The 25,181-nt window shown below is 72.3% G+C and carries 19 protein-coding genes; 15 read left to right on the forward strand and 4 right to left on the reverse strand.

The window, feature by feature from the left end:
- The first annotated feature begins 300 nt into the window (after positions 1–300).
- Complete coding sequence (locus tag ACFYYR_RS18820) at positions 301–2,970, forward strand: SpoIIE family protein phosphatase (protein ID WP_388854162.1); 2,670 nt, start codon at positions 301–303, stop codon at positions 2,968–2,970.
- Positions 2,971–3,303: 333 nt separating this feature from the next.
- On the opposite strand, the gene ACFYYR_RS18825 is transcribed toward ACFYYR_RS18820, so the two are convergent.
- Positions 3,304–5,571 carry a heterodisulfide reductase-related iron-sulfur binding cluster gene (locus ACFYYR_RS18825; protein ID WP_388854165.1) on the reverse strand — a complete coding sequence of 756 codons (2,268 nt, stop codon included), beginning with the start codon at positions 5,569–5,571 and terminating at the stop codon, positions 3,304–3,306.
- Positions 5,572–5,914: 343 nt separating this feature from the next.
- Here ACFYYR_RS18825 and dnaK point away from each other — a divergent pair, with 343 nt between their 5' ends.
- The 4 genes from dnaK to ACFYYR_RS18845 are packed head-to-tail and all read left to right on the forward strand — an operon-like array spanning position 5,915 to position 10,162.
- Positions 5,915–7,768 (forward strand): molecular chaperone DnaK, encoded by a 1,854-nt coding sequence (gene dnaK, locus ACFYYR_RS18830; protein WP_388854167.1) that lies wholly within the window; start codon positions 5,915–5,917, stop codon positions 7,766–7,768.
- Positions 7,765–8,457, forward strand: a complete 693-nt coding sequence (gene grpE, locus ACFYYR_RS18835) for a nucleotide exchange factor GrpE (protein WP_388854170.1) — start codon at positions 7,765–7,767, stop codon at positions 8,455–8,457. The genes dnaK and grpE overlap by 4 nt, the downstream gene beginning before the upstream one ends.
- A 39-nt stretch (positions 8,458–8,496) precedes the next feature.
- Positions 8,497–9,684 carry a molecular chaperone DnaJ gene (dnaJ, locus tag ACFYYR_RS18840; RefSeq protein ID WP_388854173.1) on the forward strand — a complete coding sequence of 396 codons (1,188 nt, stop codon included), beginning with the start codon at positions 8,497–8,499 and terminating at the stop codon, positions 9,682–9,684.
- Between the two features lies 1 nt (position 9,685).
- Positions 9,686–10,162: a heat shock protein transcriptional repressor HspR gene (locus tag ACFYYR_RS18845; protein WP_388854176.1), complete on the forward strand. Its 477-nt coding sequence runs from the start codon at positions 9,686–9,688 to the stop codon at positions 10,160–10,162.
- A 103-nt stretch (positions 10,163–10,265) separates the two neighbouring features.
- On the opposite strand, the gene ACFYYR_RS18850 is transcribed toward ACFYYR_RS18845, so the two are convergent.
- Positions 10,266–11,840 (reverse strand): helix-turn-helix domain-containing protein, encoded by a 1,575-nt coding sequence (locus ACFYYR_RS18850; protein WP_388854179.1) that lies wholly within the window; start codon positions 11,838–11,840, stop codon positions 10,266–10,268.
- A 203-nt stretch (positions 11,841–12,043) separates the two neighbouring features.
- Here ACFYYR_RS18850 and ACFYYR_RS18855 point away from each other — a divergent pair, with 203 nt between their 5' ends.
- The 3 genes from ACFYYR_RS18855 (at position 12,044) to ACFYYR_RS18865 (ending at position 13,615) form a co-directional block, all read left to right on the forward strand.
- Positions 12,044–12,793: a DUF4232 domain-containing protein gene (locus tag ACFYYR_RS18855; protein WP_388854181.1), complete on the forward strand. Its 750-nt coding sequence runs from the start codon at positions 12,044–12,046 to the stop codon at positions 12,791–12,793.
- A gap of 163 nt (positions 12,794–12,956) precedes the next feature.
- A complete protein-coding gene (locus ACFYYR_RS18860; protein WP_388854184.1) occupies positions 12,957–13,316 on the forward strand; it encodes a cupin domain-containing protein in 360 nt (119 codons plus the stop codon).
- A gap of 5 nt (positions 13,317–13,321) precedes the next feature.
- The gene (locus tag ACFYYR_RS18865) at positions 13,322–13,615 is read left to right on the forward strand and encodes a hypothetical protein (RefSeq protein WP_388854187.1); all 294 of its coding nucleotides are present in this window, start codon (positions 13,322–13,324) and stop codon (positions 13,613–13,615) included.
- Between the two features lie 79 nt (positions 13,616–13,694).
- On the opposite strand, the gene ACFYYR_RS18870 is transcribed toward ACFYYR_RS18865, so the two are convergent.
- Positions 13,695–14,108: a pyridoxamine 5'-phosphate oxidase family protein gene (locus tag ACFYYR_RS18870; protein WP_388854190.1), complete on the reverse strand. Its 414-nt coding sequence runs from the start codon at positions 14,106–14,108 to the stop codon at positions 13,695–13,697.
- A gap of 504 nt (positions 14,109–14,612) precedes the next feature.
- On the opposite strand from ACFYYR_RS18870, the gene ACFYYR_RS18875 reads away from it, so the two are divergent.
- Positions 14,613–17,300, forward strand: coding sequence for an ATP-dependent Clp protease ATP-binding subunit (locus tag ACFYYR_RS18875; protein WP_388854193.1), 2,688 nt, complete (start codon positions 14,613–14,615; stop codon positions 17,298–17,300).
- A 252-nt stretch (positions 17,301–17,552) separates the two neighbouring features.
- Positions 17,553–18,095, forward strand: coding sequence for a YbjN domain-containing protein (locus ACFYYR_RS18880; RefSeq protein ID WP_388854196.1), 543 nt, complete (start codon positions 17,553–17,555; stop codon positions 18,093–18,095).
- Positions 18,096–18,128: 33 nt separating this feature from the next.
- Here the strand turns inward: ACFYYR_RS18880 and ACFYYR_RS18885 are convergent, their stop codons facing one another.
- The gene (locus tag ACFYYR_RS18885; RefSeq protein WP_388854199.1) at positions 18,129–19,355 is read right to left on the reverse strand and encodes a hypothetical protein; all 1,227 of its coding nucleotides are present in this window, start codon (positions 19,353–19,355) and stop codon (positions 18,129–18,131) included.
- A gap of 513 nt (positions 19,356–19,868) precedes the next feature.
- Here ACFYYR_RS18885 and ACFYYR_RS18890 point away from each other — a divergent pair.
- The 5 genes from ACFYYR_RS18890 to ACFYYR_RS18910 all read left to right on the forward strand — a co-directional run bounded on the left by ACFYYR_RS18890 (position 19,869) and on the right by ACFYYR_RS18910 (position 24,981).
- Positions 19,869–21,026 carry a pyridoxal phosphate-dependent aminotransferase gene (locus tag ACFYYR_RS18890; protein ID WP_388854202.1) on the forward strand — a complete coding sequence of 386 codons (1,158 nt, stop codon included), beginning with the start codon at positions 19,869–19,871 and terminating at the stop codon, positions 21,024–21,026.
- 231 nt (positions 21,027–21,257) lie between these two features.
- The gene (locus ACFYYR_RS18895; RefSeq protein ID WP_388854205.1) at positions 21,258–21,536 is read left to right on the forward strand and encodes a hypothetical protein; all 279 of its coding nucleotides are present in this window, start codon (positions 21,258–21,260) and stop codon (positions 21,534–21,536) included.
- A 300-nt stretch (positions 21,537–21,836) separates the two neighbouring features.
- Positions 21,837–22,100: a hypothetical protein gene (locus ACFYYR_RS18900; protein WP_388854208.1), complete on the forward strand. Its 264-nt coding sequence runs from the start codon at positions 21,837–21,839 to the stop codon at positions 22,098–22,100.
- Between the two features lie 406 nt (positions 22,101–22,506).
- Positions 22,507–23,052, forward strand: a complete 546-nt coding sequence (locus tag ACFYYR_RS18905; protein WP_388854211.1) for a DUF2617 family protein — start codon at positions 22,507–22,509, stop codon at positions 23,050–23,052.
- Between the two features lie 72 nt (positions 23,053–23,124).
- Positions 23,125–24,981, forward strand: a complete 1,857-nt coding sequence (locus ACFYYR_RS18910; protein WP_388854507.1) for a spermidine synthase — start codon at positions 23,125–23,127, stop codon at positions 24,979–24,981.
- Positions 24,982–25,181: the final 200 nt, after the last annotated feature.

Raw genomic sequence — 25,181 nt, forward strand, 5'->3', positions numbered from 1 at the left:
ACGCCGTCCCGGGTGCGGGGAGCGGCCGCGGTGCCTCGGAGAACGCAGGAGGCAGGCGGCGCCGTACGGGCCTGTTGTCGGCCGAGGGCCCGTGGGCCCACCGTTCGCCCACCGGACGTGGGCAGTGCTAGAAATAAGGATATGGCCGGACTTTTCGGCCGATCTTGGGAGCAGTCGGTTCTCTCGCCGGCCAACTGGCTCCCACGCAGTCGGCGCGAGCGCCCGCGTTCGGGACGAGAAGAGCGAGAAGGGCACGAACCGAAGGTCCCGCCGTCGTCCCCGGGGCGGCACTGGCGCTCGATGATGGATGTGCGCAGCGTCGCCGGGCAGGTGTTCGTCCTGCAGGTGGCGCTCGTGGTGCTGCTCGTCGTCGCCGCCGTCGTCGCGCTGGTGCTCCAGTCCCGGCACGACACCGGACGGGAGGCCCGCAACCGCTCGGTCGCCGTGGCCCAGTCCTACGCCAACGCCCCCGGCATCAAGGCCGCCCTGGCCCGGCGCGACCCGTCGGCCGTGCTGCAGCCCCTGACCGAGGTCGGGCGGAAGGCGGCGGGCGTCGACTTCATCGTGATCATGGACACCAACGGGATCCGCTACACCCATCCGATCCCGGACCGGATCGGGAAGCGGTTCGTCGGCACCATCGAACCGTCGCTGAACGGAAAGGTCTTCACCGAGCGCGTCCACGGCCCCCTCGGCTACGAGGAGCAGGCCGTGGTGCCGGTCAAGGGCAACAACGGCAAGGTGCTCGGGCTGGTCTCCGCCGGGCTCAAGGTCAACAACGTCACCAGCGTCGTCGACCGGCAGCTGCCGATCATCTTCGGCACCGGCGCGGCGGCGCTGCTGGTGGCGACGGGGGGCACGGCGCTGGTCACCCGGCGGCTGCGCCGCCAGACGCACGGCCTCGACCCGGCCGAGATGGCCCGCATGTACGAGCACCACGACGCGGTGCTGCACGCCGTGCGGGAAGGCGTCCTGATCGTCGCGGCGGACCACCGGCTGCTGCTCGCCAACGACGAGGCGCGCCGGCTGCTGAGCCTGCCGGCGGACGCCGAGGGCCGTGCGGTCTCCGAGCTCGGCCTGCCGCACCGCATGGCCGAGCTGCTGGTCTCCGGGCGGGCCGCCAGCGACGAGGTGCACCTCGTGGGGGAGCGGCTGATCGCCGTCAACCACCAGCCGACGGACCGGGACGGCGGACCGCCGGGCAGTGTGGCCACCCTCCGGGACACCACCGAGCTGCGGGCGCTCACCGGCAAGGCCGACAGCGCCCGGAAACGGCTCAAGCTGCTCTACGACGCGGGGGTGCGGATCGGCACCAGCCTGGACGTGGTGCGCACCTGCGAGGAGCTGGCCGAGTTCGCGGTGCGCCGGTTCGCCGACTTCGTCACCATCGACCTGGTGGACCCGGTGCTGCACGGCGAGGAGCCGACCGGCAACGGCACGGACATGCGCCGCACGGCGACCAGCGGCATCCGGGAGGACCACCCGCTCTACCCGCTCGGCCGGCTCATCCACTTCGTCCCGTCCACCCCGCAGGCCTGGGGGTTCTCCAGCGGGCAGGCGGTCATGGAGCCGGACCTCACCGCGTTCGGGGGCTGGCAGGAGCAGGACCCCGAGCGCGCCCGGCGGATCGTCGACTTCGGCATCCACTCGATGATCACCGTCCCGCTGCGGGCCCGGGGCGTGGTGCTGGGCATGGCCAGCTTCTGGCGTGCCGAGAAGCCCGAGCCGTTCGAGGAGGACGACCTGTCGCTGGCGGAGGAGCTGGTGGCGCGGGCGGCGGTCAGCGTCGACAACGCCCGCCGCTACACCCGCGAGCACACCATGGCGGTGACCCTCCAGCGCAGCCTGCTGCCCCGCACCCTGCCCGACCAGACCGCGCTCGACGTCGCCTACCGCTACCTCCCGGCGCAGGCCGGGGTCGGCGGCGACTGGTTCGACGTCATACCCCTGCCGGGGGCGCGGGTGGCGCTGGTCGTCGGGGACGTCGTCGGACACGGGCTGCACGCCACCGCGACGATGGGCCGGCTGCGCACCGCGATCAACAACTTCTGCACCCTCGACATGCCGCCCGACGAGCTCCTCTTCCACCTCGACGAACTCGTGGCCCGGATCGACCAGGACGAGGCCCAGGAGGGCGGCGGCGAGGCGATCACCGGGGCCACCTGCCTGTACGCGATCTACGACCCGGTCTCGCGGACCTGCACCGCCGCCCGGGCCGGACACCCGCCGCCCGCCGTGGTGCACCCCGACGGCAGCGTGGACTTCCCGGAGCTGCCCAGTGGGCCGCCGCTGGGCCTGGGCGGCATGCCGTTCGAGACGGGCGAGCTGCGGCTGCCGGAGGACTCCCGGCTGGTGCTCTACACCGACGGGCTCATCGAGGACCGCGACCGGGACATCGACGAGGGGCTGGAGCTGCTGCGCACCGCCCTGTCCGGCCACCCGGAGCGGACCCCGGAGGACACCTGTGACGCGGTGCTCGGAGCGCTGATGCCGGACCGGCCGGTGGACGACATCGCGCTGATCGTCGCCCGGACGCACATCGTCCCGGAGCACCAGGTCGCCGAGTGGGACGTCCCGTCCGACCCGTCCGCGGTCGCCCGGGTGCGGGCGGACGTGACCCGGAAGCTGGGGGAGTGGGGGGTGGACGAGGACATGGTGTTCACCACGGAGCTGATCCTCAGCGAGCTGATCACCAACGCCATCCGCTACGCCACCGGCCCGATCCGGGTGCGGCTGCTCCGCGACCGCAGCCTGATCTGCGAGGTCTCGGACACCAGCAACACCTCGCCGCACCTGCGGCGGGCGGCCACCACGGACGAGGGCGGCCGGGGACTCTTCCTCGTCGCCCAGTTCGCCGAGCGGTGGGGCACGCGCTACATCGCCGAGGGGAAGATCATCTGGACCGAGCTGCCCCTCCAGGGCGGCGCCCGGCAGATCATGCCCTTCGACCTGGAGGCGGAGGAGCTGTAGGGAACCCCTTGGGCGGAGCGGGGCCGGTCCGCGGCCCGCTGACCGGCGAGGAAGCCCCGGGGGTGGTTGCGGGGGCGCCCAGGGTCCGTGCGGGGGCGCTCTCGCTCCCCGGGGGCGCCTGGTGGGTCCGTACGCGCCCGGGGCCGTGCCGGGCAGGCCGTCTCCGTCCCCGGCAGCGAGGCCGTCCGCCCGGCACCCCGACGGCCTCCGGAAACCCGTCGCCCCTCCCCGGAAACGCCGACGGCCGGCCCCGCGCGATGCGGGACCGGCCGTCGGCGTTTCCGAGGGGGCGGGATGCCGTCCGGCCCTCGGGCCGTACCGGCGTCTCCCCGGCTACTTCACCGGCTCGGGCTCCGGCTCGTCCGCCGGCTCGGCGTCGCCCGCCGGGTCGGACGGCGGGGTCTTCACCGAGTCCAGGAGCAGCTGGGCCACATCCACGACCTGGAGCGACTCCTTGGCCTTGCCGTCGTTCTTCTTGCCGTTGACCGAGTCGGTCAGCATGACGAGGCAGAACGGGCAGGCGGTGGAGACGATGTCCGGGTTGAGGGACAGCGCCTCGTCCACGCGCTCGGTGTTGATGCGCTTGCCGATCCGCTCCTCCATCCACATGCGCGCACCGCCGGCGCCGCAGCAGAAGCCCCGCTCCTTGTGGCGGTGCATCTCCTCGTTGCGCAGGCCCGGCACCTTGGCGATGATCTCGCGCGGCGGCGTGTAGACCTTGTTGTGGCGGCCCAGGTAGCACGGGTCGTGGTAGGTGATCAGACCCTCGACCGGGGTGACCGGGATGAGCTTGCCCTCGTCCACCAGGTGCTGGAGCAGCTGGGTGTGGTGGATGACCTCGTACTCGCCGCCGAGCTGCGGGTACTCGTTGGCGATGGTGTTGAAGCAGTGCGGGCAGGTCGCGACGATCTTCTTCTTGGACTTCTCGACCGTCACGCCTTCGTCCGCGTCCTCGCCGAAGGCCATGTTCAGCATCTCGACGTTCTGCTGGCCGAGCTGCTGGAACAGGAACTCGTTGCCCAGGCGGCGGGCGGAGTCACCAGTGCACGCCTCGTCGCCGCCCATGATCGCGAACTTGACGCCCGCGATGTGCAGCAGCTCCGCGAAGGCCTTGGTGGTCTTCTTGGCGCGGTCCTCCAGGGCGCCGGCGCAGCCGACCCAGTAGAGGTAGTCGACCTCGGTGAGGTCCTCGATGTCCTTGCCGACGACCGGGACCTCGAAGTCGACCTCCTTGGTCCACTCCAGCCGCTGCTTCTTGGCCAGGCCCCAGGGGTTGCCCTTCTTCTCCAGGTTCTTGAGCATCGTCCCGGCCTCGCTCGGGAAGGACGACTCGATCATCACCTGGTAGCGGCGCATGTCGACGATGTGGTCGATGTGCTCGATGTCCACCGGGCACTGCTCGACGCAGGCGCCGCAGGTGGTGCAGGACCAGAGGACGTCCGGGTCGATGACGCCGTTCTCCTCCAGGGTCCCGATCAGCGGGCGCTCGGCCTCGGCCAGGGCCGCCGCCGGAACGTCCTTGAGCTGCTCCGCGGTGGCCTTCTCCTCGCCCTCGGCGTCCTTGCCGCCGCCCGCGAGCAGGTACGGCGCCTTGGCGTGCGCGTGGTCGCGCAGCGACATGATGAGGAGCTTCGGGGAGAGCGGCTTGCCGGTGTTCCAGGCGGGGCACTGCGACTGGCAGCGGCCGCACTCGGTGCAGGTGGAGAAGTCGAGGATGCCCTTCCAGGAGAAGTGCTCGACCTGGGAGACGCCGAACTGGTCGTCCTCGCCCGGGTCCTCGAAGTCGATCGGCTTGCCGCCGGAGACCATCGGCTGGAGCGCGCCGAGCGCCACGTCGCCGTCGGCCTCGCGCTTGAACCAGATGTTGGGGAAGGCCAGGAAGCGGTGCCAGGCCACACCCATGTCGGTCTTGAGCGAGACCGTGATCATCCAGATGAAGGACGTCGCGATCTTGACCAGCGCGAAGAAGTAGGTGAGGTTCTGCAGGGTGCCCAGGCTCAGGCCCTTGAAGAACGCGACCAGCGGGTACGAGATGAAGAACGCCGGCTCGTAGTGCTCCACACCGTGCTGGGCGCCCTCCAGGGCGTGCAGCGTGACGATGCAGATGCCGACGATGAGGATGACGGCCTCGACGAAGTAGGCCTGGCCGGTGTTGGAGCCCGCGAACCGGGACTTGCGGCCGGCCCCGCCGGGCCTGCTCATCTGCCGGATGACGATCAGGGTCACGATGCCGACCGTCGTCAGGGTGCCGATGAGCTCGACGAACATCTCCCACGGCAGCCAGTCGCCGATGAACGGGATCAGCCAGTCGGCCTGGAAGAGCTGGCCGATGGCGTTGACGATCGTCAGCAGCAGCGAGAAGAAGCCCACCGCCACGAACCAGTGCGCCACGCCGACGACGCCCCAGCGGTTCATCCGGGTGTGGCCGAGGAACTCCTTGACCACGGTGATGGTGCGCTGCGTGGGGTCGTCCGTGCGGGAACCGGCGGGTACGGGCTGGCCGAGCCGTACGAAGCGGTAGATCTGCAGGATGGCACGGCCGAACAGCGCGACGCCGACCGCGATTAGGACCAGCGACACAATGATCGCGGCGAGTTGCATTAGGGGGCTCCTCGGGCCTGCGAGAGCTGTCTGGGAGGCTGTGTCCCCCTGCGGGCGGGCACCGGGACCCCAGACTTACTAAGCGGTAACTTTTCCAGTCTTGCTGACATTACCCAGGATCGCAGGCCGCATGAAGCCGCCCGGCCGGTGATCTGCGTCGCCCAGGCAACCCTTCGCTGTCGCCGCCGGTTCCGGCCGCCCCGCCCTGCGGACCTCTCCCTTCCAGCCGTGACATGTCATCCCGCATAAGACTTGAGTAAGGGTGACTCAGGTCTGTTGACAGGGAAAAGTGGATCATGCACGCTTGAGTCTGTTCCGCTCAAGTCCTCTGGAGGAAGCGATCATGGCACGTGCGGTCGGCATCGACCTGGGTACGACGAACTCCGTCGTCAGTGTTCTCGAAGGCGGTGAGCCCACCGTCATCACCAACGCCGAGGGCGCCAGGACCACGCCGTCTGTTGTGGCCTTCGCCAAGAACGGCGAGGTGCTCGTGGGCGAGGTCGCGAAGCGCCAGGCGGTCACCAACGTCGACAGGACCATCCGGTCGGTCAAGCGCCACATGGGCACCGACTGGAAGATCGACCTGGACGGCAAGGACTTCAACCCGCAGCAGATGTCTGCGTTCATTCTGCAGAAGCTGAAGCGGGACGCCGAGTCCTACCTCGGTGAGAAGGTCGCGGACGCGGTCATCACCGTCCCGGCCTACTTCAACGACTCCGAGCGCCAGGCCACCAAGGAGGCCGGCGAGATCGCGGGTCTCAACGTCCTGCGCATTGTCAACGAGCCGACCGCGGCCGCCCTCGCCTACGGGCTGGAGAAGGACGACCAGACCATTCTGGTCTTCGACCTCGGCGGCGGCACCTTCGACGTCTCGCTGCTCGAGATCGGCGACGGCGTGGTGGAGGTCAAGGCCACCAACGGTGACAACCACCTCGGTGGTGACGACTGGGACCAGCGCGTCGTCGACTACCTGGTCGAGCAGTTCAAGAACGGCCACGGCGTCGACCTGGCCAAGGACAAGATGGCCCTCCAGCGCCTCCGTGAGGCCGCGGAGAAGGCGAAGATCGAGCTGTCCTCGTCCACCGAGACCACGATCAACCTGCCGTACATCACGGCGTCCGCCGAGGGCCCGCTGCACCTGGACGAGAAGCTCACCCGGGCCCAGTTCCAGCAGCTCACCTCGGACCTGCTCGAGCGCTGCAAGACCCCGTTCCACAACGTCATCAAGGACGCCGGCATCCAGCTGTCCGAGATCGACCACGTGGTCCTCGTCGGTGGCTCCACCCGGATGCCCGCCGTCGCCGAGCTCGTCCGCGACCTGACCGGCGGCAAGGACGCCAACAAGGGCGTCAACCCGGACGAGGTCGTCGCCATCGGCGCCGCCCTGCAGGCCGGTGTGCTCAAGGGCGAGGTCAAGGACGTCCTGCTGCTCGACGTCACCCCGCTGTCCCTCGGTATCGAGACCAAGGGCGGCATCATGACGAAGCTGATCGAGCGCAACACCACGATCCCGACCAAGCGCTCCGAGATCTTCACCACGGCCGAGGACAACCAGCCGTCCGTGCAGATCCAGGTCTACCAGGGCGAGCGCGAGATCGCGGCGTACAACAAGAAGCTCGGGATGTTCGAGCTCACCGGCCTCCCGCCGGCCCCGCGCGGCGTCCCGCAGGTCGAGGTCACCTTCGACATCGACGCCAACGGCATCATGCACGTCGCCGCGAAGGACCTCGGCACGGGCAAGGAGCAGCGGATGACCGTCACCGGTGGCTCCGCGCTGCCGAAGGACGACATCGACCGCATGATGCGCGAGGCCGAGCAGTACGCGGAGGAGGACCACAAGCGCCGCGAGGCCGCCGAGACCCGCAACCAGGCCGAGCAGCTCGTCTACCAGACGGACAAGTTCCTCAAGGACAACGAGGAGAAGGTCCCGGGCGACGTCAAGACCGAGGTCGAGACCGCGCTCACCGAGCTGAAGGAGAAGCTCGAGGGCGACGACACCGCCGAGATCCGCACCGCGACCGAGAAGGTCGCCGCGGTCAGCCAGAAGCTGGGCCAGGCGATGTACGCCAACGCCCCGGCGGACGGCGCGGGTGCGGCCGGTGCCGGTGCCGGTGGCGACGGTGAGGCGAAGGCCGACGACGACGTCGTCGACGCCGAGATCGTCGACGAGGAGAAGCCGAAGGGCGGTGCCGCGTGACGGAGGAGACCCCGGGCTTCGACGAGCAGCCCGACGGCTCTCCCTCCTCGCCTCCCTTCGAGGAGGGGTCCGCCGCCGCGCAGGGTCCGCACGCCGCGGGCCGGGACGGCGCGAAGGCCGACGGGTCCGCCGAGCAGGCGGGCCCGGCGGCCCCGGCGGGGGACGAGCTGCAGACCGTGGGCCTGCAGGCGCAGCTGGACCAGGTGCGGACGGCGCTCAACGAGCGCACGGCCGACCTCCAGCGCCTCCAGGCCGAGTACCAGAACTACCGCCGCCGGGTGGAGCGGGACCGGATAACGGTCAAGGAGATCGCCGCGGCGAACCTCCTGACCGAGCTGCTTCCGGTGCTCGACGACATCGGCCGGGCGCGGGAGCACGGTGAGCTGGTCGGCGGCTTCAAGTCGGTCGCCGAATCGGTGGAGGGCACGGCCGCCAAGATGGGGCTGCAGCAGTTCGGCAAGGAGGGCGAGCCCTTCGACCCGCTGATCCACGAGGCCCTGATGCACAGTTATGCGCCCGACGTCACCGAGACGACGTGCGTGTCGATCCTCCAGCCGGGGTATCGCATCGGCGAGCGGACGATCCGTCCCGCACGGGTCGCCGTGGCCGAGCCGCAGCCCGGAGCCCAGCCCAAGGGCGACGGGGGCGACGGGCCGGACGAGGAGAGCGGTGGCCCGGACGAGGGCTGACGCAGCAACAGGGACAGCAGGAGAGGAGGGGCGTCGGGGATGAGCCTGAGCAGGGACTTGCTGGAAAAGGACCTCTACAAGGTTCTCGGCGTCCCCAAGGACGCCACCGAGGCGGAGATCAAGAAGGCGTACCGGAAGCTCGCCCGCGAGTACCACCCGGACGCCAACAAGAACGACGCCAAGGCCGAGGAGCGCTTCAAGGAGATCTCCGAGGCCAACGACGTCCTGGCCGACGCCAAGCGCCGCAAGGAGTACGACGAGGCGCGCGCGCTCTTCGGCAACGGAGGATTCCGTGCCGGTCCGGGCGCGGGCGGCTCCGGCAGCTTCAACTTCGACCTGGGCGACCTCTTCGGAGGCGCCCAGGGCGGGGGCGGCGCGGGCGCGGGCGGCTTCGGCGGCGGCGGAATCGGTGACGTCTTCGGGGGTCTGTTCAACCGCGGGGGCCCCGGCACCCGCACCCAGCCGCGCCGCGGCCAGGACATCGAGTCCGAGGTGACGCTGAGCTTCACCGAGGCGGTCGACGGGGCCACGGTCCCGCTGCGGATGTCCAGCTCGGCCGCGTGCAAGGCCTGTTCGGGCACCGGCGACAGAAACGGTACGCCTCGGGTGTGCCCGACCTGTGTCGGCACCGGTCAGGTCAGCCGCGGCGGCGGTGGCGGCTTCTCCCTCACCGACCCGTGCGTGGAGTGCCGCGGCCGCGGGCTGATCGCCCAGGATCCGTGCGAGACCTGCAAGGGCAGCGGGCGCGCCACCAGCTCCCGCACCATGCAGGTGCGGATCCCGGCGGGGGTCTCCGACGGCCAGCGCATCCGGCTGCGCGGCAAGGGCGCACCGGGCGAGCGCGGCGGGCCCAACGGCGACCTGTACGTCGTGGTGAACGTCGATCCGCACCCGGTCTTCGGCCGCAAGGGCGACAACCTCACCGTCACCGTGCCCGTCACCTACCCGGAGGCGGCGCTCGGCGGCGAGGTCAAGGTGCCCACCCTCGGCGGCCCGCCGGTCACGCTCAAGCTGCCGGCCGGTACGCCCAACGGGCGCACCATGCGCGCCCGCGGCAAGGGCGCGGTCCGCAAGGACGGCACCCGTGGCGACCTGCTGGTCACCGTGGAGGTCAGCGTCCCCAAGGACCTCGGCGACGAGGCGAAGGAAGCGCTGGAGGCCTTCGCCGAGGCCACCGCGGGGGAGGACCCGCGGGCCGAGCTGTTCCAGGCCGCGAAGGGAGCATGAGATGGACGGCCGAGGATTGCCCGGAGGCAGGGGCGGCAGGAGCCGCAACCCCTACGAGCTGACCGACGAATCGCCCGTCTACGTCATCTCGGTCGCCGCTCAGCTCTCGGGTCTGCACCCGCAGACCCTGCGGCAGTACGACCGGCTGGGTCTGGTCTCCCCGGACCGCACGGCGGGCCGGGGCCGGCGCTACTCGGCCCGGGACATCGAGCTGCTCCGGCAGGTGCAGCAGCTGTCCCAGGACGAGGGCATCAACCTCGCCGGCATCAAGCGCATCATCGAACTGGAGAACCAGGTGACGGCGCTCCAGCAGCGGGTCGCCGAGCTCCAGCAGGCGGTCGAGGGCGCGGCGGCGGCCATCCAGCAGCGCGAGGCCGCGGTGCACGCCTCGTACCGCCGGGACCTGGTGCCGTACCAGGACGTCCAGCAGACCAGCGCGCTGGTGGTCTGGCGTCCGAAGCCGAAGCGCTCGGAGTAGCGGGCGCCGGAAGGTCTGTGACAGGGGCCGGGAGGAACGACCGTTCCTCCCGGCCCCTGTCGTGTGCCGTGTCGTGTGCCGCCGGGCGCGCCCGGCGGCGGTGCTACTGCTCCGACTCGTTGCGGATCCACTCGTTACTGCCCAGCGGGTAGTCGTAGCGCGCACTGCCGCCCGTGCCGCTGGTGCGGAACGGCCTGCCGTGGTCGTCGATGCGCACCGTGCCCTGCCGGTCGCCGCTGGACCAGCGGAGCTCCAGGTACCAGCTCACGTCGTGGGCCCGGGTGCCGGCGAGCACGTAGAAGACCTCGGGGTCGGTCTCACTGACCTTGTAGGGGAAGTCGCGCTGCCCGTCCCGCGGCGAGGTCTGCGGGCGCCCGGCGTCGAGGTCGACGCCGAACGACCGGGTGACGACGTCACCGCCGCAGCCGACGCCCATGCTGTACACGTTCCGGTCCAGCGGCGCCCGGCTGCTCACCACATGGACGTCCAGGCCCTGCACCACGACGGTGTCCTTCCCGGTGCCCTGGACGGTGAGTTCGACGAGCTGGTCACCGGCGGAGACGGCGTCCAGCGACCGCACCCACCGCGGGGCGTCCTGCTCGCCGGGCGGCGGCCCCACGTCGTCCGGCGAGCGGTCCACCAGGTACTGCCGGCTGCACGGGGTGTTCTCCCAGGCGTAGGGGCGGGTGGCCACCGTCAGCGGGGTGGGGGCCGAGGAGCGGCCGGGGAGGGCGGACGTGGGGTCCGCCGGCGAGCCCGGGACCCGGTCGTCCATGCCGCCCTTGCCCCGGGACGCCGACACGCTCGGCTTCGCGGAGGGGGACGGGGACGTGGAGGGAGATGCCGAGGCCCGGGGCGGCTCGTCGTCGGTGACGGTGCCGGTGTCGTTGCCGGCGGGGGCGCTGCCCGCGGGCCGGCCCAGCTCGGGGTCCGAGATCTGGGCGACGACGAGCCCGGAGGCGAGGAGCGCGGCGGCGGCAGCCGCGGCGAGGGCGAGCCGTCGCCCGGCCCACGCGCCGCCCCCCGCGCCGGGGCGGTCGCCGGCTCCGGGGCGGGTGCCGGGTGCGGGGTCGAGCGCGGCAGCGTCGGCTGCGCCGCCCCACGGCCCCGTACCGCCCCGCGCCCCCGTACCGGCTCCCGGTGCCGGAGCGTCGGCCCGCTCCGCCGCGGATTCCGGTTCCGGCCGGGCGCCCGGAGCCGGAACGGTCTGCGCGTCCGGAGCAACGGGGCCTGACGGGGCAGGGGTCCGGGCCGCGGCCCCGCGGGCCGTTCCGGGGGCTCCGGGGCCGCCGTCGGGCGACGGGCTTCTGCGGTCCCGGTCGGCGGCGGGGCCCGGTCTTCCTCCGCCGGCCGAGGGATCCTGCCGGTCCGCAACGGCCGCCGCGCCCTGCCGGTTTCCGCCGGCCGCCGCCGTTCTGCGTTCGTGCCGTCGCGCGGCGTCCGCCACCACCCACCGCCGGTGCAGCTCCAGGAGCTCCTCCGGCGTCGCCTTGCACAGCCGGGCGAGCCGCTCGATGGGAGCGTAATCCGCCGGTACTGCTTCCCCCTTGCAGTAGCGGTGCAGCGTCGACGCGCTCATGTGCAGCCGTTTGGCCAGCGTGCCGTAACTCAGCCCGGAGCGGTCCTTCAGCTCTCGCAAAAGCTGTCCGAACCCGGCCAACTCCTCAGCTGCCCCCACCGTTCCTCCATCCCGTTCGAGCATTCGAGGCAAGGGAGAATCCCCAGCTCACAGCCGGTGCGAACGTTCGAGCCTCCCTGATGGTCCGGCAGGTCTGGCCGGTGGGACGAGGCTCGGCACAAGCTGCGGTCATCCAAGCACGCTGCTGCCGACCGGCCGGATGGCGTGCCGACCAATACACACCTGTGACGAACGGATCCGCCATGTCTGCCTTCATCAGCCGTCGCCGTACCGGCCTTCTCGCGGCCACCACCGCCGCCCTCGCCGCGTTCTCGCTCACCGCGTGCCAGGACAATCCGGCCCCGCGCGACGAGGGCGCCGGTGCCCCCGCCTCGTCGCAGACCGCGCAGTCCGGCGGCGGGACCGCCGACGGGACCACCGACGGTGCGAAGTCCGGTGGCGGCGCGCAGGGTTCGGTCCCGTCCGGGGAGACCGGCGACGCCGCCGGCGCCCGGACGCGGGGTGCCGAACCGGGCGCGCCTGCCCCGACGAGCACGGCCGCCAACGGCGGTTCGCAGCAGAAGAACGGGCGCGTCACGTGCACCGGTGCCAACACCAAGGTGACCGCGAAGAAGGTGGCCCGTCCGCTCAACCACATGCTGATCACGGTCACCAACACCGGCTCCCGCAGCTGCGACCTGTACAGCTATCCGGCCGTCCAGTTCGGTGAGGCCCAGTCCGTGCCCCCGGTGTTCGAGGAGAGCAAGCCGCAGTCGGTGCTCGGTCTCGCCCCGGGCGAGTCCGGTTACGCGGGGGTGCGCCTGTCGGCCGCGGACGGCAGCGGTTCGGGCGGCCACACGGAGAAGACCCTCGCGGTCTCGTTCTTCGACGCCCGCGGCAACGGCGTCGGCCCGGTCGCGCACCCCTCCCTGCCGGGCACCGGCGTCCACATCGACGACTCGCTCCGCGTCACCTACTGGCTCTCCAGCGCCGAGGACGCCCTGGAGTACTGACCGGAACGGCACGAACGGCGCCACGCGATCAGCCAGGGCGGTGTGTCCTCACGGGGCACACCGCCCTGGCGTCGGTGCGCCCGGCGGGACCGGGCCGGCGGCTCCGGTCGCGCATCGGGTCGTCCGGCGAGCACGATGGAAGGGGGGCCAAGGAGGCACGGTCATGTTGGAAGTCAAGACGATCGAGAAGCCGGATGAACGGCGCGACTTCCCCTCGGGCCACCTCGAAGTCCTGCACCTGACCGGTCTGGACTTCGCCGTGGCCACCCTGGAGCCCGGCTGGCGCTGGTCGGAGTCCGTGGGCCCGATCGCCGGTACGGAGAGCTGCCAGATCCACCACACCGCGATGGTGGTGCAGGGGCGGATGCGCATCCGGATGAACGACGGTGCGGAGAGCGAGATCGGACCGGGTGACGTCTATGTCGCCTCGCCCGGTCACGACGCGTGGGTGGTCGGTGACGAGCCGCTCATCGCCTACGACTTCGCCGGGCCGACCGCTCAGACATTCGCCAAGAAGGGCTGATCGCGATGACGTTCGTCCAGATCATCGAGTACGAGACGACCCGGGAAGACGAGATGGAGGCGCTCTTCCAGTCGTGGCTGCGGGCCACCGAGGGCAAGCGCACGGTCACCCGTGACGCCCACACCCAGGACCGCGACGACACCCACCACTACGTGGACATCATCGAGTTCCCGTCCTACGAGCAGGCCATGGTCAACAACCGGCTGCCCGAGACGCAGAAGCTCGCCGAGCAGTTCCGGGCGCTGTGCACGAAGGAGCCGCGGTTCATGAACCTGGAGGTCATGGAGGAGCAGGCCTGAGCGGACGGCCCGTCCCGCCGGCCGCACGGCGCGGGCGGACAACGGCCGGCCCGGCCGCGTGCGGCTCAGGCGTGTGAGGTCAGGCGCGGCCGAGGGCGCGGTCGACCCGGATCTCGATGACGACCCGGTCCGGGTTCGGGGCCGGGGTGCGCTCGTAGCGCTCGGCGTAGCGGCGCACCGCGTCCTCGACGAGCGGGGCCTCGGTACGGACGGTGGCCCGGCCCTCCAGCGTCGCCCAGCGGCCCCGGTCCATCTGGCAGACGGCGACGCGCGCCCCCTCCGGCCCGGCGGCCTGGACGTGGGCGACCTTCCGGCTGTTCTTGTTGGTGATCACCCGGGCCACGCCCGCCTCCGCCTCGTAGGTGACGCCGACCGGCACCACGTGCGGGGTGCCGTCGGGGCGGAGCGTCGTCAGGGTGCACAGGTGACGCTCCTGCCAGAAGGCGACGTACTCCGGGCCGGGGTCGCGGGGGTCGCGCCGGGGAAGAGCCATGCCCCGACACTACCCAGCCGCGGGGGCGGCCCGGCCCGACGGGGCCCGCTTCCGGGGGCACCAAGGGGGCGGGCTGCTGTACGGACGGGGCACGGGCCCGCGGACGCCCGCCGGGGCTCCGGGCTGTGCGCCGGATGAGTGCGGTGCGGGCGGCGCGGCGTACTTGCTGAGGAGCGGCCCGGCGAGGCGGGCGGCGTGAGCCGCGGCCTGATCCGCAGGCCTGTGGTGCGGGTGTGTGGTGCGGGCGTCCCGTGGAAACGGTGGATCGGGGGCGTCACCGGCATCGGGAGGCCTCCTCGCGGGCGCCCGGGTCCTTCGAAACCGGGAGAGCCGGGCGTGGAGCCGGCCCCCGGACGGTGAGGGCGATCGGGACGGGAAACCTCCCCGGTATATTCTTGAGTCGGGTAGACTCAAGTTAATGCAGGGTCGATCTGGCAGGATGGATGTGACCGGCATCGATGTTGACCAGCAGGTTGATGTGACCAGGAGGAGGAGCGGGCGCCCGTGGATGCCGAGCTGACCAACAAGAGCCAGGAAGCCATCAGCGCTGCCAGCAGCCGTGCCGTGGCCGTGGGGAACCCGGACATCACCCCCGTGCACCTGCTGCTCGCGCTGCTGGAGGGCCAGGACAACGAGAACCTCCAGGACCTGCTCGCCGCGGTCGAGGCCGACCAGGCGGCGGTGCGGTCCGGTGCCGAGCGGCTGCTCGGCTCGCTGCCCAGCGTGCGGGGGTCCACGGTGGCCCCGCCCGAGCCGGACCGCACCCTGCTCGCGGTCGTGGCCGACGCGGCGGAGCGGGCCAAGGAGCTCGGGGACGACTACCTCTCCACCGAGCACCTGCTCATCGGCATCGCCGCCCGCGGCGGCGCCGCCGGGGAGCTGCTGGAGCAGCAGGGCGCGAGCGCGGAGAAGCTGCTGGAAGCCTTCGAGAACAGTCGTGGAGGACGACGCGTGACCACGCCCGACCCGGAGGGCACCTACAAGGCCCTGGAGAAGTTCGGCACCGACTTCACGGCCCTGGCCCGCGAGGGCCGGCTCGACCCGGTGATCGGCCGGGACCAGGAGATCCGCCGGGTCATCCAGGTGCTGTCCCGCCGCACCAAGAACAACCCGGTGCTGATCGGTGAGCCCGGCGTCGGCAAGACCGCCGTCGTCGAGGGCCTGGCCCAGCGGATCGTGAAGGGCGACGTGCCCGAGTCGCTGAAGCACAAGCGGCTCGTCTCGCTCGACCTGGGCGCGATGGTCGCCGGGGCCAAGTACCGCGGTGAGTTCGAGGAGCGGCTGAAGACCGTGCTCGCCGAGATCAAGGAGAGCGACGGCCGGATCATCACCTTCATCGACGAGCTGCACACGGTCGTCGGCGCGGGCGCCGGCGGCGACTCCGCGATGGACGCGGGCAACATGCTCAAGCCGATGCTGGCCCGCGGCGAGCTGCGGATGGTCGGCGCGACCACGCTCGACGAGTACCGCGAGCGGATCGAGAAGGACCCGGCCCTGGAGCGCCGCTTCCAGCAGGTGCTGGTCGCCGAGCCGTCCGTGCAGGACTCGATCGCGATCCTGCGCGGCCTCAAGGGCCGCTACGAGGCCCACCACGGCGTGCGGATCGCCGACTCCGCGCTGGTCGCCGCCGCCACCCTCTCCGACCGCTACATCACCTCCCGCTTCCTCCCCGACAAGGCCATCGACCTGGTCGACGAGGCGTCCTCCCGGCTCCAGATGGAGATCGACTCCTCGCCCGTCGAGATCGACGAGCTCCAGCGCGCCGTCGACCGGCTGCTCATGGAGGAGGAGTCGCTGCTGGCGGCCCAGGCCACCGAGTCGGCCGGGATGTTCCGCAAGAAGCAGGACCGGGAGAAGGACCTCTCGCCGGACGCCCGGGAGCGGCTGGACCGGCTGCGCAGGGACCGCGCCGAGAAGGAGGAGAAGCTCCGCGGTCTGCGGGCCCGCTGGAACGCCGAGAAGGAGATCCACACCCGGGTCGGAGATCTGAAGAAGCGGCTGGACGAGCTGGAGACGGAGCTCGAACTCGCCGAGCGCAAGGCCCCCGAGACCGGCGACTGGGTCACCCCCGGCCGGCTCCGCTCCGAGGTCATCCCGCAGACCCGCAAGGAGCTGGAGGAGGCGACCGTCGAGCAGAAGGCCCTGGAGGGCATGATCGGCGAGGAGGTCGGACCGGACGACATCGCCGATGTCGTCGCCTCCTGGACCGGCATCCCCGCCGGGCGGCTGCTGGAGGGCGAGACGCAGAAGCTGCTGCGGATGGAGGAGGAGCTCGGCAGGAGGCTGATCGGGCAGGCCGAGGCCGTCCGCGCGGTGTCGGACGCGGTGCGCCGCACCCGCGCCGGGATCGCCGACCCCGACCGCCCCACCGGCTCGTTCGTGTTCCTCGGGCCGACCGGCGTCGGCAAGACCGAGCTGGCCAAGGCCCTCGCGGACTTCCTCTTCGACGACGAGCGGGCCATGGTCCGCATCGACATGAGCGAGTACGGCGAGAAGCACTCGGTGGCCCGGCTGGTCGGCGCCCCGCCCGGCTACGTCGGCTACGAGGAGGGCGGCCAGCTGACGGAGGCGGTGCGCCGCCGGCCGTACAGCGTGGTGCTGCTGGACGAGGTGGAGAAGGCCCACCACGAGGTCTTCGACATCCTGCTCCAGGTGCTGGACGACGGACGGCTCACCGACGGCCAGGGCCGGACGGTCGACTTCCGCAACACCATCCTCATCCTCACCTCCAACCTCGGCTCCCCCTATCTGGTCGACCCGGCGCTGAGCGAGGACGAGAAGCGGGCCAAGGTGATGGAGACCGTCCGCGCCGCGTTCCGGCCGGAGTTCCTCAACCGCCTGGACGACCTGGTGGTCTTCCACGCCCTCGGCGCCGACCAGCTCCAGCGGATCGCCCGGCTCCAGATCGGTCATCTGCAGCAGCGGCTCGCGGAGCGCCGGCTCACCCTCGACGTCACCGACGCCGCCCTGGAGTGGCTGGGCCGGCTCGGCTACGCCCCGGAGGGCGCGGAGGAGGGGGACCGGGTGCCCGGCCCGGAGGCGGCGTACGGGGCCCGGCCGCTGCGCCGCCTGGTCCAGACGGCGATCGGCGACCGGCTGGCGAAGGAGATCCTCTCCGGCGCGGTGCAGAACGGCGACACGGTCCGGGTGGACCTGGACGGCACCGGGCTGTCGGTGACCCCGGTCCGCTGAACCGGCCGGACGCCCGCGCCCGCACACCCGCACGCCCGGCATCCGCGGGGCGTGCGGACCTCCCGCGGCGCACGCCGGGGGCGGGCCGTTCCCGTGGAAGCCCGGCGGTCCCCCGCGGCCGCGGCGCGGCACCGCCCCGCTGCACCGAACGGGCTGATCGTGCCGCCCGCACCGGTGCGCGGCGGGCGGGGGTTGCCAGCCCCCGCCCGGCATGGGAGAGGATGGGAGGAACCGTACGAAGGGAAATCCACGGTGAGCATCGACCCGTCCTCGATTCCGAATTTCGGGGGCCAGCCCGAACCGCAGCCGTCGGGGCCGGTGGGCCCCGTCGTCCCTGATCAGGATCTGGTCAAGCAGCTCCTCGATCAGATGGAGCTGAAGTACGTCGTCGACGACGAGGGCGACCTCGCCGCCCCGTGGGAGCAGTTCCGCACGTACTTCATGTTCCGCGGTGAGGACGAGCAGGAAGTCTTCTCGGTCCGTACCTTCTACGACCGCCCGCACCCCATCGAGTCCAAGCCCCAGCTGCTGGAGTCGATCGACGACTGGAACCGTCGCACCCTGTGGCCGAAGGTCTACAGCCACACCAACGACGACGGCACCGTCCGCCTGATCGGCGAGGCGCAGATGCTGGTGGGCACCGGCGTCAGCCTGGAGCACTTCGTGTCCAGCACCGTCAGCTGGGTCCGGGCGTCGATCGAGTTCGACAAGTGGATCGTGGAGCAGCTCGGGCTGGAGGCGGACGTGGAGTCCGCCGACCCCGACGACAAGAAGGACGACAACGGCGAGGACTGACCCCCGCCGTACGCCGTGATCGCCCGGCGCCCGTCAGGGTGCCGAGGTGGCGATCGTGAGCAAGTACGTCCCGTAGCAGCACGAGAGCCCGGCCAGCGCGCCGACCGTCACCGCGACGGTGCGCAGCCGGGCTCTCGCCATGGCTGCCGCCGCCGGCAGCAGCAGCGGGAAGGCGGGGAGCAGGAAGCGCGGCTTGGAGGTGAAGTAGCTCGCCCCGCCCAGCGCGATGACCAGCAGCACCGCGCAGTACACCAGCAGGGGCAGCGGCGCCCGGTCCAGCAGCAGCAGGACGAACATCAGCACCGCCAGCGCGGCGACCGCCACCACCATCGGGTACGTGAGGTGTTCGCGGCCCACGACGAGCGCGCGGACCGACAGCCAGGCGTCCTGCCCGAAGTCGAACTCCGACCCCCACCTCCGCTGCACCCGGAAGTAGCCGAACAGCGGGCTGCCCTGCTGCCGGCCGACCCACAGGACGTATCCGCACCAGCCGAGCGGCGCCAGCAGCGCCCCCGCCCACAGCCGGGCCCGGCCGCCGCGGAGCGGCCCGAGGCCGGGGTCCCGGGCCCGCCACAGCTGCACGATCTGCCAGGCCGCGGCCAGGGAGACGGCCGCGGCGACCGCGATCCCGTTCGGCCGGGAGAGCCCGGCGAGCACGGCGAGCGCCCCCGCCCACACCCAGCGCCCGGCCAGCACGGAGTGCAGCGCCCAGGCGGCGCAGGCGGTGAGCAGGCTCTCGGTGTACGCCATCGACTGGACGACCGCGTGCGGCAGCACGCCCCAGAGCAGCACCAGCAGGGTGGCGGCGCGACGGCCGTGCAGCCGCTCGCCCACCGCGTAGATCCCCCAGGCCGCGCAGGCCGCCGCGGTCCAGGAGACGAGCAGCCCGGCGTTGACGAAGCCGAGGGACAGCACACCGCGGGTCCCCCGGACGAGCGCCGGGTAGAGCGGGAAGAACGCCAGATCGCTGTAGAGGCGGCCGGGGGCGCCGCCCTGCACGATGGTGCCGTAGCCGTGCTCCACGACCCGCGCGTACCAGACGGAGTCCCACGAGGAGCCGAGCAGATCGCGCGGGTGCCGGCCGGTGTGCCAGGCCCAGAGCGTCATGAAGGCCATGCCGGACAGCCGGGCCGCCGCGTACAGCGCGAGGGCGGGCCCGGCCCGCAGCAGCGCCCCCCGCACCCGCCAGAACAGTCCTGCCCGGACCCGCACGGGCCGCGGCCCGCGGGCGGTGACGCGCACATGGGTGTCGGCGGACACGGGAGCACCTCCGGTGCGGGCGCGGCGGAGCGGACGCGGACCCCCGCCGGGAGAGGGTCTGCACCCCCGACCTTGTGGGCCGCCCGCGGGGCGCGCGACCGCTCACGTCCGACGGTGTGCGGAAGTGCACCCGCCCGGGTGCACGGCCTTCGCCTCGGGCCGGGGGCCGGGGCCGGCCGGGAGCTGGGGCCGGGGCCGGTCTCCGGCCGGCAGGAGCGGTCGTGGAGCCCGGCCGGGCCGCGTGGCGGCGGCCGGCCGGCATCGGGAGGTGCGGCGGCCGGGCCCCGCGACCCGGCGGGGGCGGGACCGGGACCGGAACCGCCGGCGGTGGCCGGACCTCGCCGCTGTCCGCCCGAACGGTCCGCCCGAACGGTCCGCCCGAACTGCCCGGATGTCTGCCCCGCCGCCCCGGGGCCCGCCTATCGTGGGGCCGAATCCCGGAGCCCCGGGACGGACGGCGGACCGCGGAACCGGCCACCGGGGGCAGGGCACCCACGCGAGGACGGTGGAGAGATGGACGGCAGGCCGCTGCTGAACCGCAGGCTGGACGGGCACGGGACGACGATCTTCGCCGAGATGTCGGCGCTGGCGGTCCGGACGGGCGCGATCAACCTGGGCCAGGGCTTCCCGGACACGGACGGCCCCGAGGAGATCCGGGAGGCGGCCGTGCGGGCCCTGCGGGACGGCAGGGGCAACCAGTATCCGCCGGGCCCGGGCGTTCCGGAGCTGCGCACGGCGGTCGCCGCCCACCAGCGGCGGTTCTACGGCCTGGACTTCGACCCCGACACGGAGGTCCTGGTCACCGCCGGTGCCACCGAGGCCATCGCCGCCTCCCTGCTGGCGCTGCTGGAGCCGGGGGACGAGGTGATCGCGTTCGAGCCGTTCTACGACTCCTACGCCGCCTGCATCGCCATGGCCGGCGCCGTGCGGGTGCCGCTCACCCTCCGCGCACCGGACTTCCGTCCCGACCTCGACGCCCTGCGCGACGCGATCACGCCCCGGACCCGGCTGCTGCTCCTGAACTCGCCGCACAACCCCACCGGCATGGTCCTCACCCGGGAGGAGGGGACGGCGATCGCGGAACTGGCCGTGGAGCACGAACTGCTGGTGGTGACCGACGAGGTCTACGAGCACCTCGTCTTCGACGGCGAGCACATCCCGCTGATCTCGCTCCCCGGCATGCGCGAGCGGACGGTGTCCATCTCGTCGTCCGGCAAGACGTTCTCCTTCACCGGCTGGAAGGTCGGCTGGGTCACCGGCTCCCCCGCGCTCGTCGCCGCCGTGCGCACGGCCAAGCAGTACCTGACGTTCGTCAGCGCGGGACCGTTCCAGTACGCCGTCGCGGAGGCGCTGCGGCTGCCCGACGCGTACTTCACGGACTTCCGGGAGGACCTGCGCGGCAAGCGGGACCTGCTCTCCGCCGGGCTCGCGGACGCCGGCTTCGAGGTGTACCGGCCGCAGGGCACGTACTTCGTCACCACCGATGTCTCCGTCCTCGGCGAGAAGGACGGCATCGCCTTCTGCCGCGGCCTGCCGGAGCGCTGCGGGGTGGTCGCGGTGCCCAGCGCGGTCTTCTACGACGACCCGGAGGCGGGACGGACCCAGGTGCGGTTCGCCTTCTGCAAGCAGAAGGGCGTCCTGGACGAGGCGGTGAACCGCCTGAAGGGGTGACTCGCCTTCAGGGACAGTCGCACCGGCCATCGCGCCGAATGGGCTTGATGCGATGGCCACTTGGGCGGATTCCGGGGGCCCGGCCTGCGGGAACGGGGCCGGTGGGGTGGCTGTTGTCCCGAAGCTCTGGACTTCCTCAACTCTGTTTTCGCGCTCGGAGCCCGGGGGCATCAGCCCTCCACGCAAGGAGCGGGGGATCTCGCTTCGGGGGACGAGAGGAGCGTGAGCGAGATGGAGAGTGCGGTTTTCGCGGTAGTGATCGTTCTGGTGGTGGTGGTGCTGGCGGCCGTCATCACCTCCGGGAGCTCCAACGGCCGGAGTCGTGGCGGCGGTTCGAGCAGCAGCAGCCGTAGCAGCAGTAACAGCTGGTGGGCGGGCGGCAGCGGTGGCGGCTCGGCCTGTGGTGGCAGCTCCTCCTGCGGCGGCGGGTCTTCCTGCGGCGGCGGTTCCTCGTGCGGCGGTGGCGGGGGCGGCGGTGGCTGCGGCGGCGGTGGTGGCGGCGGCAGCTGAACCGTCTCCGCGGGCGGCTGCCGGTGACGGGTTGTCGCGAGAACGGATGCCGGGAGGCCGGGAGTCGCGGCCGGCTCCGGGGCCCGGACCCTGCCCGGATCTCGTTCCGGGCGCTGACCAGGCCTGCTCCGCGCGGCTGTGCGGGCCCGCCCGGACGGGGCGGGCCCGGTGGAGCCGTTGCCGTCGAGAAGCTCTGGTCTTCCTCAACTCTGTTTTCGGCCGGAGCAGCCGAGGGCATCAGCCCCTCCACGCAAGGAGCGGGGGATCTCGCTTCGGGGGACGAGAGGAGCGTGAAGTGCGATGGACACCGTTCTCTACCTGTTGATTGCCTTGGCAGTCCTGGCCATCGGTATGGCCGCCGTGACGGGAAGCTGGAAGAAGAACGGCGGCGGGGGCATGGGCGGTTCGTCCGGCAGCAGGGGTAGCTGGTGGGCGGGCGGCGGCGGCTCCTCGTGCGGTGGTGGCGGCGGTGGCTGCGGCGGCGGCTCCTCGTGCGGCGGCGGTTCCTCGTGTGGCGGGGGCGGCGGCGGTGGTGGTGGCTGCGGCGGCGGTGGCGGCAGCTGAACCGGTTCCGCGGGCGGCCGCCGCGACGAGAGTTGCGACGCCTGTCGCGGCGACGGTGAGCCCGCCCGGCACGAGAGGCCCCGGCCCGGCACACGGGGCGGGCCCGGGCCGGAAGAACGGCCCGTGAGCAGTGGTTGTGCGGCTGTCTCATGCTTGAACGCATATGCACCCGGCGGACCTGCGGTTCGTCGGGTGCTTTTATTTTGAACAGTTGAACCGTAGGGCCCTCTGGGGGATGGAAACCCGGAGAAGATGGGTAAAAACGCTGTGAGCCCCGCGCATTTCATGATTCCGTATTCCTCGGACCGACCCCACGTGGGCGCGAGCCGGCGACGACTTCTTCCCCTGGTCCTCCTCCGGGGCGGGCCGGCCCACCATTCCACTCGCGTGCTTGCGGAGCCGACCCATGCTCACTTCTCTCACAACGGCTTACACCGACACCCGCGCAGCCGACCTCGCCTGGGCCCTGGGCAGGGAGCCGCTGCCCGCCCTCGCCGTGCGGGACCTCCGACTCGGCTCCGCCGCCGTGCAGTTGCGACTGCTCGGCGCCTCCCACCAAGTGATCGTCGAGGAGGAGCACGGCACCTGCTCGGAGACCGTGGCCTGCATGCCCGGCAGCAGCAGACCGCTCCCGCTCGGCGTGGCCGAACGCGTCGGACACTGGGACTACGAGTTCGCCGCCCGCGTCGAGACCCTCTCCCGCGGCTCGTTCGCCGGACGGGCCCAGGAGCTGCTGGCCCTGGTCGCCGAACACCCGCACGGGCTGGCCGGCACCTTCCCCGGCAGCCCGCACGCTTTCACCGCGCTCATGGCGCAGCTCCACGAGGGGCAGTTGCGGTGGCGGACCTGGCACGCCTATCCGCAGGAGGGGCGCCTGGTCGCGACCCGGACCCGGATCACCAGCCGAACCCCCGCAACGCTGCAGGCCGTTGGGCCGTCCGCCGTTTCCTGATCCATTGCACTCTTGTGGGTGACATGTCGGTGGATGGGTGTGACGTACCGTTCCATGGTGATCGACCCGCCCATGGCCGGCGTTGCGCGTGCGGCTCCGCCGCAGCAGCCGCAGGGCCCGGCGCAGCTGCCCGTACCGGCCGGACTCGGCCGGTACCTCGTCCTCGGCGCCGTCTTCGTCTGCGCCGCCTGCGGACTGGTCTACGAGCTCGAACTCGTCGCCCTCGCCTCGTACCTGATCGGTGACTCGGTCACCCAGGCGTCCGTCGTGCTCTCCGTCATGGTGTTCGCGATGGGTATCGGGTCGCTGCTCGCCAAGCGGCTGCGCTGCCGGCCGACGGTCGGCTTCGGACTGGTCGAGGCCGCGCTCGCGCTGGTCGGCGGCACCTCGGCGATGGCGCTGTACGGGGCGTTCGTCTGGTTCGGGCAGTCCAGCACCGTGCTGGTCGCCTTCTCGCTGGCGATCGGGGTGCTGATCGGGGCCGAAGTGCCCCTGCTGATGACGCTGATCCAGCGCATCCGGGTGCAGGACGCGGGCTGCGCCGTCGCCGACCTCTTCGCCGCGGACTACGTCGGGGCCCTCGTCGGCGGGCTGGCGTTCCCGTTCCTGCTGCTGCCCGCGCTGGGGCAGTTGAGCGGTGCGCTGCTGACCGGCGCGGTGAACGCCGTCGCGGGCGGGGCGACGGTGCTGTGGCTGTTCCGCCGCGATCTGACCGTGCGGGCGCGGTGGTTGCTGCTCGGCGTGAACGTGCTGGTGCTGGGGCTGCTCGCCGCGGCGGCCGTCGCGGTGGGGCCGTTCGAGGCGGCGGCGCGGCGGGCGGTGTACGGGACGGATGTGCGGGTTGCGGTGCAGACGGAGGTGCAGGAGATCGTTCTGACGGGGGATGCGGGGGGTGCGCGGGTTGCCGGGGGCGCGGGGGGCACGGCGGGTGCCGGGCGGAAGGGGGACGGGGGTCCGCGGGGCCGGTCCGGTGGTGGTTCGGGCGCCGGGGGCGCGTCCGGTGGTGCGTCCGACGGGGGTTCCGACGGGGCTGACGGTTCCGCGGGTGCCGGGGGGCGGGGTTCCGCGGTGGTGCACGGCCGGCCGGTGCCGGTGGGCGCGGGGCGTCCGGACAGGCGTCATCCCCGGTCGCTCTCTCTTTTCCTCGACGGGCGGCTGAAGGTCAGCAGCCGTGACGAGGCCCGGTACCACGAGGCGCTCGTCCACCCGGCGATGGCCGGAGGGCACGGCCGGGTCCTGGTGCTCGGCGGCGGTGACGGGCTCGCCCTGCGCGAGGTGCTGCGCTATCCGGGGGTCAGGGCGGTGACCGTCGTCGAACTGGACCCGGGCGTCGTCCGGGTGGCCCGCACCGACCCGGGGCTCTCCGCGCTCAACGAGGACGCGTTCGGCGACCACCGGGTGCGGGTCGTCCCGGCCGACGCGTTCGAATGGCTCCGTCGGGCCGTGCGGGACCCGCACCGGCGGCCGTACGACGTGGTGATCTCCGACCTGCCGGACCCCGGCATCACGGCCAGTACCAAGCTGTACTCGCAGGAGTTCTACGGCCTTGCGCGGCGCGTGCTGGCGCCGGACGGGCGGCTCGCCGTCCACGCCGGGACCCTGTCCGTCCGTCCCCGGGTGTTCTGGACCGTGGACGCCACGCTGCGCTCGGTCGGGATGCGGACCGCGCCCTACCGGGTGGGGGGCCGGCTCTCGGGCTTTCCCGGGGGGCCGGACCGGCACAGCGACGGGGTGACCGAGCCGCGGGACTGGGGGTTCGTGCTGGCGTCGCGCCGGGGCGGGCCGGTGCGGCTGGGGCTTCCGGGCCGGGCTCCGGGGCTCGACTCGCTCACTCCGGCGGCGCTGCGGCGGGCGGGGCGGGTGGCGGAGCGGGGGCGTCCGGCGGGGTTGCCTGCTTCTACGTTGATGCATCCGCGGTATCCGGGGTGACCTTGCCGCGTGGGGGTGGTGGGGCTCGCTGGTGGGGTGCGGGGGTGCGGGGGTGTTCGGGCCGGTGTGGGGAGCGGTGCGTGGTGGGGAGCGGGGGGGGGGGGGCGCGGGGGGGGGGGGGGGGGGGGTGTTTTTTTTGTGGGGGGGGGGGGGGCGCAAAAAACGGCAGTAGGGGAAACACCCCCACCCACAACCCCCCC

Source organism: Streptomyces sp. NPDC001922, assembly GCF_042891165.1.
In the GTDB taxonomy this organism is placed as follows: Bacteria; Actinomycetota; Actinomycetes; order Streptomycetales; family Streptomycetaceae; genus Streptomyces.